Origin of the sequence: Marinobacterium lutimaris (genome assembly GCF_900108065.1) — a bacterium.
GTDB lineage: Bacteria > Pseudomonadota > Gammaproteobacteria > Pseudomonadales > Balneatricaceae > Marinobacterium_D > Marinobacterium_D lutimaris.
The window spans coordinates 11,722-26,939 of the sequence record NZ_FNVQ01000008.1 but is presented as its reverse complement, the minus strand read 5'-3'; the positions used below and the strand labels follow the sequence as shown (position 1 = coordinate 26,939).

Sequence of the window (15,218 nt, the reverse complement as noted above, 5' to 3'; positions counted from 1 at the left end):
CTTAGACCGGGTGTGTGACGCGGCGCAGGAAGTCCTGGGTGCGTTCATGTTGTGGGTTGGTCAATACCTCGCGGGCCTGTCCCTGCTCGACGATCTTGCCGCCATCAAGGAACAGTACGCTGTCGGCAACTTCACGGGCGAACTGGATCTCGTGGGTCACCACGATCATGGTCATGTGCTCTTCCGCCAGTGAACGCATCACTTGCAGCACCTCGCCGACCATCTCCGGATCCAGTGCCGAGGTGGGTTCGTCAAACAGAATCGCCTCCGGCTTCATGGCAAGAGCACGGGCGATGGCGACTCGCTGCTGCTGGCCGCCGGAAAGAGCAGAGGGATAGAAATCCATTTTTTCGCTGAGCCCAACACGGGTCAGCAGTTCCTCGGCGTGTTTGCGGGCGTCGGCCTTGCTCTCTTTGAGGACATGAACCGGGCCTTCCATCACGTTTTCCAGTGCCGTCATATGGGGGAACAGGTTGAAACGCTGAAACACCATGGAAACACGGGTGCGCAGGGCATGGATCGACTTGGCTTCGGCGTTGACGCGGTCGTTATCGATCAGGATATCGCCCTTCTGATACTCCTCCAGGCCGTTGACGCAGCGTAGCAGCGTGGATTTCCCAGAACCCGAGGGGCCGATCAGGCAGACCACCTGCCCTTTGCCGACCTCGGCATTGATACCCTTGAGCACTTCGTGATCGCCGTAGGCTTTGTGGACATTGTTAAAACTGATCATCGTGAGCGCCTCAACATTTTTTCGATACGGCCCATGCCCAGGTTCAGCGGGATGGTCAGGCAGAGGTAGAGCAGGGCGACCAGGGTGAATACAGTCATGTTGTCGAAGGTAGAGGATGCGAGCATCTTGCCCTGCATGGTCAGCTCCGCCACGGAGATCACCGATACCTGGGAGGAGTCTTTCAGCAGCATTACCGAGTTGTTGGCGTAGGGCGGCATCACGATTTTGAACGCCTGCGGCAGCACGATGCGGCGCATCATCATCGGACGCTTCATGCCGATCGATTTGGCCGCCTCAATCTGGCCCTTGTCCACCGCTTCGATACCGGCACGGAAGGTCTCGCCGATATAGCAGGAGTAGGTCAGCGCCAGGCCGATAACACCCGCCTGAAAGGCGGTCAGGTCGACGCCTAGCTCGGGCATCACAAAGTAGATGTAGAAGAGTACAACCAGGATCGGTATCCCGCGTACCAGCTCCACGAAAACACGGGTTGGGCCCGACAGCCAGGGCACGCCGGAAGTACGCAGCAGTGCCCAGAGCAGGCCCAGGGCGGTGGCGAGCACCAGCGATAGTACGGTCACGGCCACGGTCAGCCACAGACCGTTCAGCAGCAGAGGCAGATACTCCGCTGACCGGGTAAGAAAGTCGTTCATAGCATTCACATATTCGGTGTTGGGCTGAGCATCGGGCCGGAGAGGTCCGGCCCGGGGAGATGGCGGGCTCGATCAGAGACCGTATTTAGCAAAGATATCGAACAGTTCGCCGCTGCTTTTCATTTCGGCGATCGCCTTGTTCACCCGCGCCAGCAGTTCGGGGTTGTCCTTGGAGACCGCCAGGGCCAGGGGGCTTTGTTTGGCCGCTTCGTAGGTGCCGACCATGCGTACACCCAGACCCGGATTCTGGCCAATCTGGTAGGCGATGATCGGCTTATCGCCAAAGCCTGCCTTGAGGCGGCCCAGTTTCACATCGCGCATGATGTCCGGCAGGGCGTCATAGAGTTTGACCTCCTTGAAGGTGCCGCGCGCCTGCAGCGCATCAGCAAAGGTGGTGCCGACCTGGGCGCCGACCACTTCGCCGTCCAGATCATCGATGGTGTAAGGGGTGTCATCGTCGGAGGCTACGAACATGGCGTCGCCATAGCTGTAGACCACGTCGGAGAAGTCGACGATTTCAGCGCGCTTCTCGGTGGCGAACATGCCGGCGGAGATCATATCTATCTTGCCGGTTTTCAGTGCAGGGATCAGCGCGGAGAAGGCGGTAATCTCGAAGCTGACCGTGTCGCCGGTTTTCGCGGCAATCGCCTTGGCCAGGTCAACCATGGCGCCGGTGGGCTCCTGTGTCTGAGTGTCGACAAAGGTGAACGGGATGCCGGTGGTGGTTACGCCCACGTCCAGCTCGTCAGCGGAAGTGGTGGTGCTCGCCAGACCGATGGCAAGAGAGAGTGCGCAGATACTTAAGCGGTTTTTCAATGACATGAAATAACTCCTTTTGGTAAGTCTGATAACCCACTTCACAGGCTGATGTCGGCCCGTTCTGATGCGAGCATGTATTTTCAATATAATGAAAATTACATCCGCGGCAAGGTGGTTTTTTCACTTTATTTGTTGGTTTGTTGTCGATTTTTCGCTGTTTGGTTTCATGATTTTGAAACTAAACGGCTATTTTTAGCTATAAGCAGCGGCTGATATTCGGTAACCTATGGGCAATAACAGCTGAAAGTTTTCACCAAGATGAAAAATGATAACTACCACGCCCCCTCCGCAGAGCCCTCCAATGCAGCGTCGAATACAGACGCGGATGTAGCGCTGGGCGGTGCCATTCGCAGCGCCCGCATTGAGCGGGGGCTTTCATTAAGTGCCGTCGCCAGCAATACGGGGATATCCGTTGGTCTGCTCAGCCAGATCGAACGGGGGATCTCCTCGCCCTCGGTGCGCGTGCTGCGCGGCATCTGCAAAGAACTTAATGTCCCCCTGGACTACCTGATTGAAGCCAGCGACAGCAGCCGGGACGAGACCGGGCGGATCATCCGAAAGGTGGATCGGCGGGTGGTTAACTTCGGCAGTAAGAAGATGGTGAAGGAGTTTCTGACCACCTCCGACACCTCCGAGCTGCAGCTGATGGAGATCTCGCTGGAGCCGGGCGGTGGTTCCGGCGAGCAGCCCTATACCCACGAAGGGGAGGAGTGTGGCGTCGTCCTTGAGGGGCGCCTGGAGCTCTATGTCGATGGCGATCGTTACCTGCTCAGTGAAGGCGACTCGTTTCAGTTCCAAAGTACGCTGCCGCACAAATTCCAGAACCTGGCCGATACGCCAACGCGGATTCTCTGGGTAACGACGCCGGCAGTCTGGTAACCACCGGCGACTCTTGCTGACACAACAAAACGAGCGGCCCCAGGGCCGCTCGTTTTGCTTCCGCTTATGTGATTCAGGCGCGTTTCCGACTCATGGTGATCAGCAGCACCAGGGCGAATGAAGCTGCCGTGAGCAGCGTGCTGATCGATGCGATAGTGGGGTCGATCTCATCGCGCAGCGCGGTGAACATCCGCTTGGTGATGGTCTGGTTCTCACCGCCGGAGATAAACAGCGCCACCATGGTTTCATCCAGCGCCTGGATAAAGGCGAACACAGCGCCGGTGACCACACTGGGTTTTATCTGCGGCAGGGTCACGGTCATGAAGGCGCGAAAGCGGTTCATGCCGAGGCTGCGGGCCACCATCTCCTGAGTCTTGTCAAAGCCGTACAGCCCGGCAATAACCGAGGTGATCACGTAGGGCATGGCCAGCATGACGTTCGCCAGAATCAGGCCAGGCATGGTCGCCAGCAGCCCGGTCAGTGCGTAGATGAAGAACACACCCGCCGCGACGATGATGATCGGCACGATCAGCGGCAGCAGCAGGATCAGCTTCACATAACGTACGGTCCAGTGATCGCAGTTATGGATGGCATAGGCCGCCGCCACACCCAGCGGGGTGGCGATGATGGCGGTGGAAAAGGCCAGCGTAATACTGGTGCCCGCGGCCGACATCCAGGCCAGGCTGTCGAAGAAGCTTTCGTACCAGCGCAGCGAGTATCCCGGCGGCGGGAAGCTCATGAAGCGGCTGTCCGAGAAGGACATGGGTACCACGATCAGAATCGGCAGGATGAGGTAGACCAGTACTGCCAGGACGACCGCCACAAAGACGATTTTTGTCAGATTGATGCTCTTCATTTGCTACCCAGTATCTTCTCAAGTGGTACAAAGCGGCTGACGATGTTGAAGATCAGAACAACACAGACCAGCAGCACGACACTGACGGCACTGGCGGCGCCCCAGTCGCTGTAAAGCTGAATGTTTCGGCTCACCAGCATGGAGGCCATCACGGTGCGACCGCCACCCATCAGCTCAGGAGTGATGTAGAAGCCGAGGCAAAGCACGAACACCAGGGTTGAGCCGGCAATCACGCCGCTCATCGACATGGGGAAAAACACGCGCCAGAACACCATGAATGGGGAGGCGCCGAGGCTTGAACCGGCCATCAGCAGGTCCTTGGGGATCTTCTGCATGGTGGAGTAGAGCGGCAGCACCATGAACGGCAGCAGGATATGCACGGTGGCGATAATGGTGCCCAGCTCGTTATGGACCAGTGACAGGGGTTTATCGGTCAGGCCGATCGCCATCAGTGAGTCGTTGACCACGCCGGAGCGCTGCAACAGCACCAGCCAGGCGTAGGCGCGCACCAGAATACTGGTCCAGAAAGGGACAATGACCACCGCCAGCACGATCATCGACCAGCGTCTTGGCAGGCGGGTGATGGCGTAGGCCACCGGGTAACCCAGCAGCAGGGCTGCGATGGTCACGATAATGCTGATCTTGAAAGTCAGCGCAAAGGTTTTCCAGTAGATGCCCTCGGTGAATATCCGCGCGTAATGTTCAAGCGTGAACCCGTCGGAATAGAACGATTGTATAAACAACCATCCCAGTGGCACCACCAGTAGCAGTGTTACTACGGCCAGTGCCGGCGAGAGCAGCATCAGCATGGTCCGCTGCTCGCGCTTGAGCAGTTTGACCGATGGGTCGACCGCTGCGGTCGTTGACTCCGTCGAAGGTATGGTTAGCGTAGACACGGAAATCTCCTGTACATCTGTGACGGAAAGGGGCCGGCACCGGGCCGGCCCTGCACACAGGTGGTTTTACTGCTGCATGAACTCCAGCCAGCGGCGCTCGGCGGCCTCACCCTTCTCGGATGCCCACCACTCGTAGGACATCATCGCCTGCTTGGCGGCGTTTTCCGGGTAGCTAGGCAGGGTCTTGGCGATCTCTTCAGAGATCTTGCCGGTATCGAAAGCAGCCGGGTTACCCGGGCCGTAATCGATATGCAGCGGCAGGTTGGCCTGCAGGTCCGGGGAGATCGCAGCGTTGAGGAATTTCACCGCCGCTTCCGGGTTTGGGGAGTCCTTGATCATGCACAGGTGGGTGCTCTGCAGGATGCCCTGGTCGTAGCTCATGCCCGCATTGGCGCCGGCTTCAACCGCGGCGCTGACACGGCCGTTCCACATCATCAGCATGTCCACTTCACCGTCGAACAGCAGCTGCGCCGACTGGCCGCCGGAGGTCCACCAGGTGGTGATGTAGGGTTTGATCTCTTCGAGTTTGGCGAAGGCGCGATCCACATCCAGCGGATAGAGTGCGTCCGGCGCTACGCCGTCTGCCAGCAGTGCGGCTTCCAGGGTGGCCAGCGGGTGGTTACGCAGGGCGCGCTTGCCGGGGAAGTTTTCCACATCCCAGAAGTCGACCCAGTTGGTCGGTACCTTTTCCAGACTGTCCTTGTTGTAGGCCAGTACGCTGGAGTAGAACTCGTAAGCCACGGAGTAAGGCGTCTTGTAGGCGTCCGGCATGCTCGACGCGTTAGGCACCTTGGCGTAATCGATCTCTTCGATCAGGCCCTGCTGGCCGCCACGTACGCAGTTCAGTGGCGGAGTATCAACCACATCCCATACCGCCTGACCGGTAGTGCCCTGGGTTTTGATCATCGGCCAGGCATCCGGTGCGCTGTCCTGCATGATTTCGATACCGTACTGCTCGGTGATCGGGTCCAGAATGGCCACAGTCTGGGCATCCTGCCAGGCGCCGCCCTGAGAGACGAAGGTGACTTTGTCTGCGGCGTTGGCGTTGGCGCCAAGCAGTGCAGCGGAGAGAAAGGTGCACCCCATCAGTTGGTATAAGCGATTTCTGTACTTCATCGTGTGGTTCTCCAAAAATTCAGGTGAAAGACAGCGTCTTCAGCGCCCGATGGCGTCCAGGAACTGGTACCAACCAGCAACCGTACGGATGCCGATTTCACGGAACGCGTAGAAAGGTACAGCTTTGAATCGTTGAGCATCGAGCAGGGCGACGTTGGGTGTTTCGCCCAGGGCGAACTGGCCGGCAAGACTGCCGAGCAGCGTGGACTGGGCGACACCGGCGCCATTAAAGCCGGCGGCCACACAGGTGCGCTCATCAAGACGGCCCACATGGGGCAGGGCGTCGAGCGTCATCGCGACGTGCCCGGACCACTGGTAGTCCACCTTGATGCCCTCTAGCGCAGGGAAAATTTCGGTCATTGCCTTGTAGAGACCGTCGAACGCAGCCTGGGAATCCTCCTTGCCGAAGGCGCCACGACCACCAAACATGAAGCGGCCCTCGGCCTTGCGGAACCAGCGCATCATGCGGCGGGTTTCCACGTAGCTGCGCTCGTTCGAAAGCAGCCTGGCCTGTAACTCGTCGTTGAGCACCTCGGTGGCAATCATCGAGCTGCGGAACGGGATGGTGCGTTTGCGGATATATTCGGTGCTGGGAAACAGGTCGGAGTAGGCGTTGGTGGCGAGGATGATCTGCTTGGCCAGCACGCTGGCGCCGGATGCGGTAGTGACCCGGACACCCTCGTTTTCATACTGGATCGATGCGACCGGGCTGCACTGATGAACCACCTGGCCGAAGCGATCATTGATCCCCTGGGCCAGGCCGCGCACATAGTTCAGCGGATGTACCGTGCCCACATTCAGACCGAGGATACCGCCAACGAAACTTTCGGTGCCGGTCTCCTCGGCCACCTGCTCGCGACTGAGGATGTTCAGCGTGTCATCCTTCAGTTCGCGCTTGATCCACTCGGCTTCCTCTATGGCGTGCTGCAGCGAATGTGCGTTGTGCGCGCATTTGAGGTTGCCGCTGCGCTGGAACTTGGCGTCGCTGATCTGATAGGCGTTGACCATCTCTTCGACCTTGTCCACCGCCGCATGCGCCAACTGGTGCATACGCTTGGCTGTGTCCAGGTCGAACGCCTTCGTCATCTCCGGAAAACTCATGCGGTATTTGGCGGTGACGACGCCGCCGTTCCTTCCGCTTCCGCCCCATCCAATGGGATTTGCTTCCAGCAGGATCGGCTGCATGCCCGCCGAGGCGAGATGATGCGCCGCCGACAGACCGGTGAAGCCGCCGCCGATGATGACCACATCAGCGGTAGCCTTCCCTTCGCTGTCCCCTTCAAAAACTGGAAAGCCGTCTGGAAAGGCCGTGGTGGCCTGCCAGAGTGAGTTAACAGGAGCTGAGGTCAACGCGTTCATCTCAGAGTCCTTCTACCGCGTCGGCAAGTGCTTTCATGGAGGTGAAGTGGAAGTCGGGCTTGGTGACTTCTTTCGGATCCGGAGTGCCGCCGAAGCCGGCCTGGTCGTGACGACGCTCGATCCAGCAGGTGGTGTAACCCTCGGCCTTGGCGACGCCGATGTCGTGGTACTGGCTCTGTGCTACATGCAGGATCTCGTTCTGCTGGTAGCCAAAGGCGAACTGGCGGCCTTTGTTGTAGGCGAAGTACTTGGGATCGGGTTTCGGACAGCCGGTCTCATCGCAGGTGACGCTGTCATGGAACGGGTAGCCCAGGGTGTGGTTATAGGCGGTGAAAGCGGTGCGGTCGGCGTTGGTCATCGCCACCAGGCGGAAGTGCTTGCGCAGGCGCTGCATCGCTTCGATGGAGTCTTCAAATGCCGGCCAGCGCAGCACGGCCAGCTGGAAGGCGTCGGCGGATTCCTGATCGGCCGGCAGGTCCAGTTTCATCGCCAGGTGCTTGTAAACATCGGCCATGGCACTACTGGAACGACCCGGGAACAGATCTCGGCCTTCCTTGTAGGGCGCAAAGATCTCGTCGTCGGTGTAACGCTGGGCAACTTCGCCACCGATACGACGCACCGCGTTGAGAACGCCGGATTCGAAGTCGATCAGAGTGCCGACTACGTCGAATGTCAGTACTTTAAAATCGGTAAGCTCCATGAGTGGAAAGCTCCTATCAATGATTGCAGGTTGTGGAGTGTGTTTGTGGTCGTCGGCTCAGGCACATTGCGGCACGACGATGGTGTCTTCCGGATGCAGTGCGACCCTGAGGGTCTCCCCGATGGCGGGAATCTGTTTGCTGGCGGTGTAGTGGCTGGGCTGGCGCAGCGTGATCGCCTTGCCGTTATCCAGTTCCAGGTAAACGCGCAGGCTGTCGCCCTGGTACACCACGTCGGTGACTTTGCCGCTGAGGCGGTTGACGCAGTCCGGGTGGCTACCGTCGTCGATCAGCAGTTTCTCTGTCTGGATCGACAGGAACAGGTCGTTGGAATCGGGCAGAGCCCGCGCCGTGGTCAGTTCTGCTGAGCCCACCTTGACTCGATTGCCATCGAGGCGGGTGGCCGATACCAGGGTAGAGTCACCGATAAAGTCGGCAACGAAGGAATCTCTGGGGTTGTTGTGAAGCTCTTCCGGCGCGCCGATCTGAACCAGCTCGCCGTTACGCAGAATCGCGACCCTGTCGCTCATCGTCAGTGCTTCGCCCTGGTCGTGGGTCACATAGACGATGGTGGCGCCCAGGCGCTTGTGCAGGTTGCGCAGTTCTATCTGCATGTTTTCGCGCAGCTGTTTATCCAGCGCGGAGAGCGGCTCATCCATCAGGATCAGGCTGGGCTCGAAAACCATGGCGCGTGCCAGGGCTACACGCTGGCGCTGACCGCCGGAAAGTGCAGCGATATTACGATCCTGGTAACCATCCAGCTCCACCATCGCCAGAGCCTTCTTGACCTTTTCCGGCCAGGTGGACTTGGGCAGGCGTCTTGCGCGCAGCGGAAAGGCCACGTTCTCACCCACGGTCATGTGTGGGAACAGCGCGTAGCTCTGGAATACGATGCCGATCTCACGCTTGTGCGGCGGAGTGAAGGTCATATCTTTTCCATCTACCCAGATAGAACCGGAAGATGGCATTACAAAACCGCCTAATAAACCAAGTAATGTTGTTTTACCTGAGCCCGAAGGACCTAATAGCGAAACGAATTCGCCTTTTTTAATTTCGAGATTTACCGGTTTTAAAGCTTGAGTTTCGCCGTAGCTTTTACTTGCGCCTCGTATAGAAACTCCGCTGCTGTGACTGGTATTCATAGCTTATCTCGTTCCGGTTTTCGTTTTGTCTGATTCAATAAATAACAGCAGAAGTTCGTAAGAATCAATTGAAAAAAAATTTTGGATACCATAACGTGAGGTTATGCCATCGTTAAGACGACAAATTCCAAGCGCCAACGCTCTGTTTGTTTTTGAGTCCGCCGCGCGTTGTGGAAACTTCACCAAAGCAGCTGCCGAAATGGGGGTAACCCAGCCGGCCGTCAGTCGTATGCTGTCGCTGCTTGAAGAGCATCTGCAGGTAAAGCTTTTCGAGCGCAGTGCCGGTCGGACCCTGCTCACCGAGGAGGGGGAAATTCTTTATCGCGGGGTGAAGGATGGTTTCCAGCGTATCGAATCATCTCTGCAGGAGATCGCGGCACGCAGATCAGGCATGGAGACCGTCACTCTGTCTGTATCCACAGCGTTCACCACGCACTGGCTGATGCCAAGGATGCACAGGCTGCAGACGCAGCTGCCCAACGTGGATATACGCTTTCAGCTGATGTCCGGGGCCATCTCCGGATCGGTGGAAGATGTGGACTTCGGCATGCGCTTCATGTCCGGGGAAGATCTCTCGCAGGGCGCGGAATTACTGATACCTGAGCTGTTGGTGCTGGTCTGCAGCCCGGAGTACAAGGACACTCATTTCACCGCTCAGGGAGAGCCTCCTACCTACATCGGCCTCACTGATAACCGCACCAACTGGCTGGACTACTTCAGCAGCGTGGACTGCCCCACATCGGCGCTCCACTCCCTGGAGTTCACCGATTACGCGGTGGTGTTGCAGGCGGCGCTGCTGGGGCAGGGTTTTGCGGTGGGCTGGATGAACATTGTCTCGAACTGGCTTTGTAATGGTGCGCTGGTGCCGGTCAACTCCGAGTTGGTGGCCACCGGGCGTCTCTGTCATATCACCTTCCCCCGAACCAAGCCTCTGTCGCCAGCAGCGCGCAGGGTCAAGGACTGGATCATCGCCGAAACCCACGCCGATATTGCTCTGCTGAATGAGCGCTTTCCTGAACTGAATATTACAGAAACCTGTCGCAGGCATAACCTGGATTTAAGTTGATAGGTCCGTAAATCCCTCTCTTCCTGTAGTGCACCATTAGTTTTCATGGTTGGTTTTTAATGTCTTCTATTGGTGCATAAAATCTCCTTTATTTTTATGTTATCCATATCGGAAAATCATGGTTAACGATAAGGAATATCTTGTTTTATGTTTTTATAAATATGTTTTTATAAATTTGGCTTTTATTTAAATTGCGACTCATATTATTCTGAATGTAATTAAACGCCCGAAGGCATATTTCATTGGTTTTGAAAATCGTCCTCTTTTTTTTTTGAGGCTTGGCTTTTTGCGGCCGGAATTTGGCGCAGGACGTGACGGCTAACTCCCTTCCCGGGAGTGCTGTTTTCATCTGCGTATGAGGATGTAAGGGGGATCCTATGCAGGGACAGGGTGGTTTGGATCTGGTTGGCTATCGTCATCTGATTCTTGATCTGCCGGCAGGGCTGGTGGACTTCGACAGTTCGTTGATGAGCTCACTGCGGGCGTTGTCGCAAGCGGCGGGCAGTGTGCATGACGATGCGTATCTGCTGCGCCGCTTCGACTCGCTGTTTGCTTATCGATGCAATATCCAGCCGGAGTCGAGCCTCGAAGCCTGTCTCGGGCAGGTCTACACGGAGCTTCGTCATGAACTGGACCTGCCCCGGGATCTGGCTGCTACCGAGGCTTTTATACGCCGTGCGGTGCAGTGGGTGGCCCATGAGGATGTGCCCGGTGCGCTGCTTTATCTGCGTAAGTTTTTCACCCTTTCAGTGCTTTGCCCCCAGCCATACCAGGCGCAGGCCAGCGCGATACCCGGTGTTCGTTTTCTTGAAGGGGAGCTCTGTGACGAGGTGCGTGTCGATCAGCGCGTGCCGGCGCTGTTTATCGGCGGACGCAAATCTCAGCTGCCTGAGGGAGCTGACTGGTGTTGGTTGCAACGCGAGGCACAGAAGTCAGAGATAGTGGGCGAAGCCGCGTTGGTAGTGAGCAGCCTGCTGGAGCTCGTTGTGATGCACCAGACGCAGCTGCGCGGAGCGAGCACCAGGACCGAGGGTTGTATGCCGTGATGCCGGGACGCTGGTTGAAAAACGTGACGTCGATGCGGGGAGAGGTCTGAGGCGATGAAGCTGGACCGCATCGATATCAATATCCTGGTGGCGTTGCAGGAGAATGGCCGGGTCTCCAACGTCAACCTGGCCGAGGCGGTGGGTCTTTCGCCAAGCCCCTGCTTGCAGCGGGTGAAGCGGCTTGAGCAGGCCGGCTATATAAGCAGCTACAACGCCAGTCTGGATCTGGGCCGTCTGGCGGAAACGGTGACGGTGTTCACCGAAATCTTTCTTCACGATCACCGGCTGTCGGACTTTACCCGCTTCGAAAGGGCGGTAGGCCGGGTGGACGAGGTGATGGAGTGTCACCTTATCAGTGGCGGGTACGATTACCTGCTGCGTTTTCTCTGTCGCAGTATCCGGCACTACCAGGAAGTGATCGAGTCGCTTATCAGTCAGGATCTGGGCATCGAGAAATACTTCAGTTACATCGTCATCAAATCGCCGCTGCAGCGCGGAGCTGTGCCGCTGCGCAATCTGTTACAGGAGTGAGAGTCCTGACTATGTCGAACAGTTTTTCCAGCGCGCCCGGCCGGGATGCCGGTGTTGATGAAGAGGTCTCCGGGGTCAGCGTTAGGGTTGCTGGCGTTGCGGATCTTCCCGCCATGTGTCAATTGTCGTTTGAGCAGGGTTGGCCGCACCGCGTCGGTGACTGGCTGTTGATGCTGGAGATCGGTGAGGCGGTGGTGCTAGAGGAGGATGCCGAGGTGATCGGCTGTGGGCTGCGTATCGCTCAGGGCGATAGTGCCTCGCTGGCGCTGATCCTGGTCAGGCGCGCCTGTCGCGGCCGTGGCCTGGGCAGGCTGTTGATGCAAACGCTGATTGAACGATCGCCCACGGCTTCGCTGTTCCTGAACGCCACTGCAGAGGGGGCTCCCCTGTATCGAAAATATGGCTTCAACGATGCCGGAACGGTGATTCAGTGGCAGGGGATCTGCCGGGCGTCGGCTCTTGGGGAGGCGTTTGGTCAGCTGGAGGCACTCGAGAGTGCCGATGAAATCGTGCAACTGCTGAAGCGTGCCAGGGGCGTGGATCCCGATGCTCTGATCGGGGCGTTACGACGTTCGCAGCAGCGTTTGGTCGGTGTTCGAGAAAAAGATGCGCTGACAGGCTTTGCCTGCCTGCGCCGCTTTGGCAGGGGATGGGTGATCGGCCCTGTAGTTGCCGCTACCCGGGCGAATGCGGCGCGGATGATCGAAGCGCTGGCGGCAGATCTCGACGGCGAGTTTCTGCGTATCGATCTGCCGGAGCAGACGGGGCTAGAGCCGTTGATGTCATCGCTGGGGCTGAGCGAGGTAGACCGGGTGAGTTTGATGTGGCGCGGCGAAGCGCCGGCTCCGTTGGGTGCGGAGCGGCTGTACGCGCTGTTCAGCCAGGCAACGGGCTAACGGGAAATTGCCAGTGACTCCGCGGTGGCAGAGCGCTGAAACCAACAGATATAGAGGGTGTGTGATGTTAAAAGATCTGCTCAAGGATCCGTCGCTGCTGGCGGAGAAAGCTTATGTGAATGGCGCATGGATCGATGCCGACTGCGGTGAAACACTGGCGGTGACCGATCCGGCTACCGGCGCGACTATCGCCAGGGTTCCGGCCATGGGCGCAGCCGAAACCCGCCGTGCGATTGAGCTGGCCGAAAAGGCTTGGCCGGCCTGGCGTGCCCGCCCTGCGGCGGAGCGCGCTGCGCTGCTGGAAGCCTGGAACGATCTGATGCTGGAAAACCTGGAAGACCTGGCGATCATCATGACGATGGAGCAGGGCAAGCCCCTGGCCGAATCTCAGGGTGAGGTGCGTTACGGCGCAAGTTTCGCCAAGTGGTTTTCGGAAGAGGCGCGCCGCAGCTATGGTGAGACGATCCCGGCGCCCAGCGGTGATCGCCGCCTGATGACGATCAAGCAGCCGGTGGGTGTCTGTGCTGCGATCACGCCCTGGAACTTCCCCAACGCCATGATTACCCGCAAGGTAGCGCCGGCGCTGGCGGCAGGCTGTCCGATCATTGTGAAGCCAGCGGACCTGACGCCTCTGTCGGCGCTGGCGCTGGCGGTAATGGCCGAGCGTGTGGGTATTCCGGCCGGTGTGTTTAACGTGATCACCGGTCTGCCGGCGGGTATTGGTGGCGAACTGACCGCTAACCCCTCGGTACGCAAAATCTCCTTCACCGGCTCCACCGGAGTTGGCAGCCTGCTGATGCGCCAGAGCGCCGATACCATCAAGCGGTTGAGCCTGGAGCTGGGCGGCAACGCGCCGTTTATTGTCTTCGACGATGCCGATATCGAGCTTGCCGTGGCCGGCGCCATGGCCAGCAAGTTCCGTAACGCGGGGCAGACCTGTGTCTGCGCCAACCGTCTGCTGATACAGAGCGGTATCTATGACCGTTTTGCCGCGCGTCTGGTCGAAGAGGTGGAAAAGCTCAAGGTCGGTTACGGCATGGAGCCGGGCACGACCATCGGCCCCATGATCAACGCCCAGGCTGTGGATAAAGTGACCGCCCATATTCAGGACGCCATCGATAAGGGGGCCAGGGTGCTGACCGGCGGTCTGCCGGAAGCTGGGTCGCCATACGTGAAGCCGACCGTTCTCTCGGAAGCAAACACCGATATGCTGCTTGCCCATGAGGAAACCTTTGGTCCTGTGGCTCCGTTGATCCGATTCGAAACCGAAGAGGAGGCGATCGCCATCGCCAACGGTACACCCTTTGGCCTGGGTTCTTACTACTTTACCCAGGATATGCAGCGCTCCTGGCGTGTGATGGATGCACTGGAGTTCGGCATGGTGGGCCTGAATACCGGCGCTATCTCCATGGAAGTAGCGCCGTTTGGTGGAATCAAGCAGTCCGGGATCGGTCGTGAAGGCTCAAGCCTGGGGATGGATGAATATCTCGAGGTGAAGGCCTTCCATATCGGCGGCCTCTGAGTTTCGGCTGAAGCGCCAGAAACAAGCCGCCTGAAAAGGGCGGCTTTTTTACGTCTGATATCTGGCTGGTTCAGTAGCCCCTGGAGCGGTCTACCAGTCCGGTGACCGGCTTGCCCTGGGTCAGGTTGTCGATATTTTCCAGCAGTACCGCCGCTGCGGACTCCGGCTGGGTCTGGCTGGCGATGTGGGGCGTCATCAAAATTTGCGGGTGTTGCCAGAAAGGGTGGCCTTTAGGTAGCGGTTCCGGGCTCTGCACATCAAGCACGGCTGATGACAGTTGGCCGCTTTCCAGCGCGTTGAGCAGATCGGCCTCGACCAGATGATCGCCGCGACCTACATTTATCAGGCCTGCGCCCTTGGGTAGTTTGCTGAATAGCTGGCTGTTGAGTATGCCGCGGGTTTCGGCGGTCAGCGGTAACAGGCAGACGAGGATATCGCAGCCGGCGAGAAAAACGCTCAGCTCCTGCTCTCCTTTGAACACCTGCACGCCTTGCTGCGGTTTGCCCGAGCGGCTCCAGCCGCGGCAGTCGAAACCTATACTGGAAAGTGTTGAGGCAACCGCCGTTCCCAGCTGACCCATGCCAAGAACACCGATAGTCGTTTCGGCAACCGGTTTCACGTCGAAGATTTCGTACACTTCGCGGCGCTGCTGATCGATATAGTCGACCAGGTTGCGATGGATGCCGAGCGCCGCCATCAGTACGTATTCACGCATGGTGTAGACGATACCCGGTTCCTGCATCCGTATCAGCGGGATCTGCGGAGGGATGCGCGTCAGATCGAACTGGTCGATACCGGCGCCGATGGAGAAGATCGCCTCGAGGTTGGGAAAGCGGCTCAGATCCTCGATCGCTTCCGGTGACCAGGTACCGATAAAACGTACCGCTTCGGGGTCGCCGGTTTCCGGCCAGATATGAAAGGGGATATGCGGTGCGTGATCGGCAAAGTACTGCTTCCAGCGAAGACCGCGCTGCCGGTCAGCGTGGTAGATAAAACTCATGGGGAT

The 15,218-nt window shown here is 58.4% G+C and carries 16 protein-coding genes; 6 read left to right on the top strand and 10 right to left on the bottom strand.

Going from position 1 to position 15,218, the window contains the following annotated elements; translation table 11 throughout:
• Position 1: 1 nt before the first annotated feature.
• The 3 genes from C4S72_RS23855 to C4S72_RS23845 all read right to left on the bottom strand — a co-directional run bounded on the left by C4S72_RS23855 (position 2) and on the right by C4S72_RS23845 (position 2,208).
• On the bottom strand, positions 2 to 733 hold the full coding sequence (locus C4S72_RS23855) for an amino acid ABC transporter ATP-binding protein (protein ID WP_104005720.1): 732 nt from the start codon (positions 731 to 733) through the stop codon (positions 2 to 4).
• Entirely contained in the window at positions 730 to 1,386 is a 657-nt protein-coding gene (locus tag C4S72_RS23850) for an amino acid ABC transporter permease (RefSeq protein WP_104005719.1), read from the bottom strand. Before C4S72_RS23850 ends, C4S72_RS23855 begins: the two co-directional genes overlap by 4 nt.
• A 72-nt stretch (positions 1,387 to 1,458) precedes the next feature.
• Positions 1,459 to 2,208, bottom strand: a complete 750-nt coding sequence (locus tag C4S72_RS23845; protein WP_104005718.1) for a substrate-binding periplasmic protein — start codon at positions 2,206 to 2,208, stop codon at positions 1,459 to 1,461.
• A 255-nt stretch (positions 2,209 to 2,463) separates the two neighbouring features.
• Here C4S72_RS23845 and C4S72_RS23840 point away from each other — a divergent pair, with 255 nt between their 5' ends.
• Positions 2,464 to 3,084, top strand: a complete 621-nt coding sequence (locus tag C4S72_RS23840; RefSeq protein ID WP_104005717.1) for a cupin domain-containing protein — start codon at positions 2,464 to 2,466, stop codon at positions 3,082 to 3,084.
• A gap of 73 nt (positions 3,085 to 3,157) precedes the next feature.
• On the opposite strand, the gene C4S72_RS23835 is transcribed toward C4S72_RS23840, so the two are convergent.
• The 6 genes from C4S72_RS23835 to C4S72_RS23810 form a co-directional block, all read right to left on the bottom strand.
• On the bottom strand, positions 3,158 to 3,940 hold the full coding sequence (locus C4S72_RS23835) for an ABC transporter permease (protein WP_104005716.1): 783 nt from the start codon (positions 3,938 to 3,940) through the stop codon (positions 3,158 to 3,160).
• Entirely contained in the window at positions 3,937 to 4,836 is a 900-nt protein-coding gene (locus C4S72_RS23830; RefSeq protein ID WP_235009250.1) for an ABC transporter permease, read from the bottom strand. The genes C4S72_RS23835 and C4S72_RS23830 overlap by 4 nt, the downstream gene beginning before the upstream one ends.
• Before the next feature lie 66 nt (positions 4,837 to 4,902).
• On the bottom strand, positions 4,903 to 5,952 hold the full coding sequence (locus C4S72_RS23825; RefSeq protein ID WP_104005714.1) for an ABC transporter substrate-binding protein: 1,050 nt from the start codon (positions 5,950 to 5,952) through the stop codon (positions 4,903 to 4,905).
• 39 nt (positions 5,953 to 5,991) lie between these two features.
• Positions 5,992 to 7,311: an NAD(P)/FAD-dependent oxidoreductase gene (locus tag C4S72_RS23820; protein ID WP_104005713.1), complete on the bottom strand. Its 1,320-nt coding sequence runs from the start codon at positions 7,309 to 7,311 to the stop codon at positions 5,992 to 5,994.
• Between the two features lies 1 nt (position 7,312).
• The gene (locus C4S72_RS23815; protein ID WP_104005712.1) at positions 7,313 to 8,011 is read right to left on the bottom strand and encodes an HAD-IA family hydrolase; all 699 of its coding nucleotides are present in this window, start codon (positions 8,009 to 8,011) and stop codon (positions 7,313 to 7,315) included.
• 57 nt (positions 8,012 to 8,068) lie between these two features.
• Entirely contained in the window at positions 8,069 to 9,151 is a 1,083-nt protein-coding gene (locus tag C4S72_RS23810) for an ABC transporter ATP-binding protein (protein WP_104005711.1), read from the bottom strand.
• 103 nt (positions 9,152 to 9,254) lie between these two features.
• On the opposite strand from C4S72_RS23810, the gene C4S72_RS23805 reads away from it, so the two are divergent.
• From C4S72_RS23805 to C4S72_RS23785, 5 genes are all read left to right on the top strand, one after another.
• Positions 9,255 to 10,217 carry a LysR family transcriptional regulator gene (locus tag C4S72_RS23805; RefSeq protein ID WP_104005710.1) on the top strand — a complete coding sequence of 321 codons (963 nt, stop codon included), beginning with the start codon at positions 9,255 to 9,257 and terminating at the stop codon, positions 10,215 to 10,217.
• A gap of 377 nt (positions 10,218 to 10,594) precedes the next feature.
• Positions 10,595 to 11,263: a hypothetical protein gene (locus C4S72_RS23800; protein WP_104005709.1), complete on the top strand. Its 669-nt coding sequence runs from the start codon at positions 10,595 to 10,597 to the stop codon at positions 11,261 to 11,263.
• 54 nt (positions 11,264 to 11,317) lie between these two features.
• Positions 11,318 to 11,794: an Lrp/AsnC family transcriptional regulator gene (locus C4S72_RS23795; RefSeq protein ID WP_104005708.1), complete on the top strand. Its 477-nt coding sequence runs from the start codon at positions 11,318 to 11,320 to the stop codon at positions 11,792 to 11,794.
• 11 nt (positions 11,795 to 11,805) lie between these two features.
• Positions 11,806 to 12,690 carry a GNAT family N-acetyltransferase gene (locus C4S72_RS23790; RefSeq protein ID WP_104005707.1) on the top strand — a complete coding sequence of 295 codons (885 nt, stop codon included), beginning with the start codon at positions 11,806 to 11,808 and terminating at the stop codon, positions 12,688 to 12,690.
• A 64-nt stretch (positions 12,691 to 12,754) separates the two neighbouring features.
• Positions 12,755 to 14,212 (top strand): NAD-dependent succinate-semialdehyde dehydrogenase, encoded by a 1,458-nt coding sequence (locus tag C4S72_RS23785; protein WP_104005706.1) that lies wholly within the window; start codon positions 12,755 to 12,757, stop codon positions 14,210 to 14,212.
• A 70-nt stretch (positions 14,213 to 14,282) separates the two neighbouring features.
• Here C4S72_RS23785 and C4S72_RS23780 read toward each other — a convergent pair whose 3' ends face one another.
• The gene (locus tag C4S72_RS23780) at positions 14,283 to 15,212 is read right to left on the bottom strand and encodes a 2-hydroxyacid dehydrogenase (RefSeq protein WP_104005705.1); all 930 of its coding nucleotides are present in this window, start codon (positions 15,210 to 15,212) and stop codon (positions 14,283 to 14,285) included.
• Between the last annotated feature and the right edge of the window lie 6 nt (positions 15,213 to 15,218).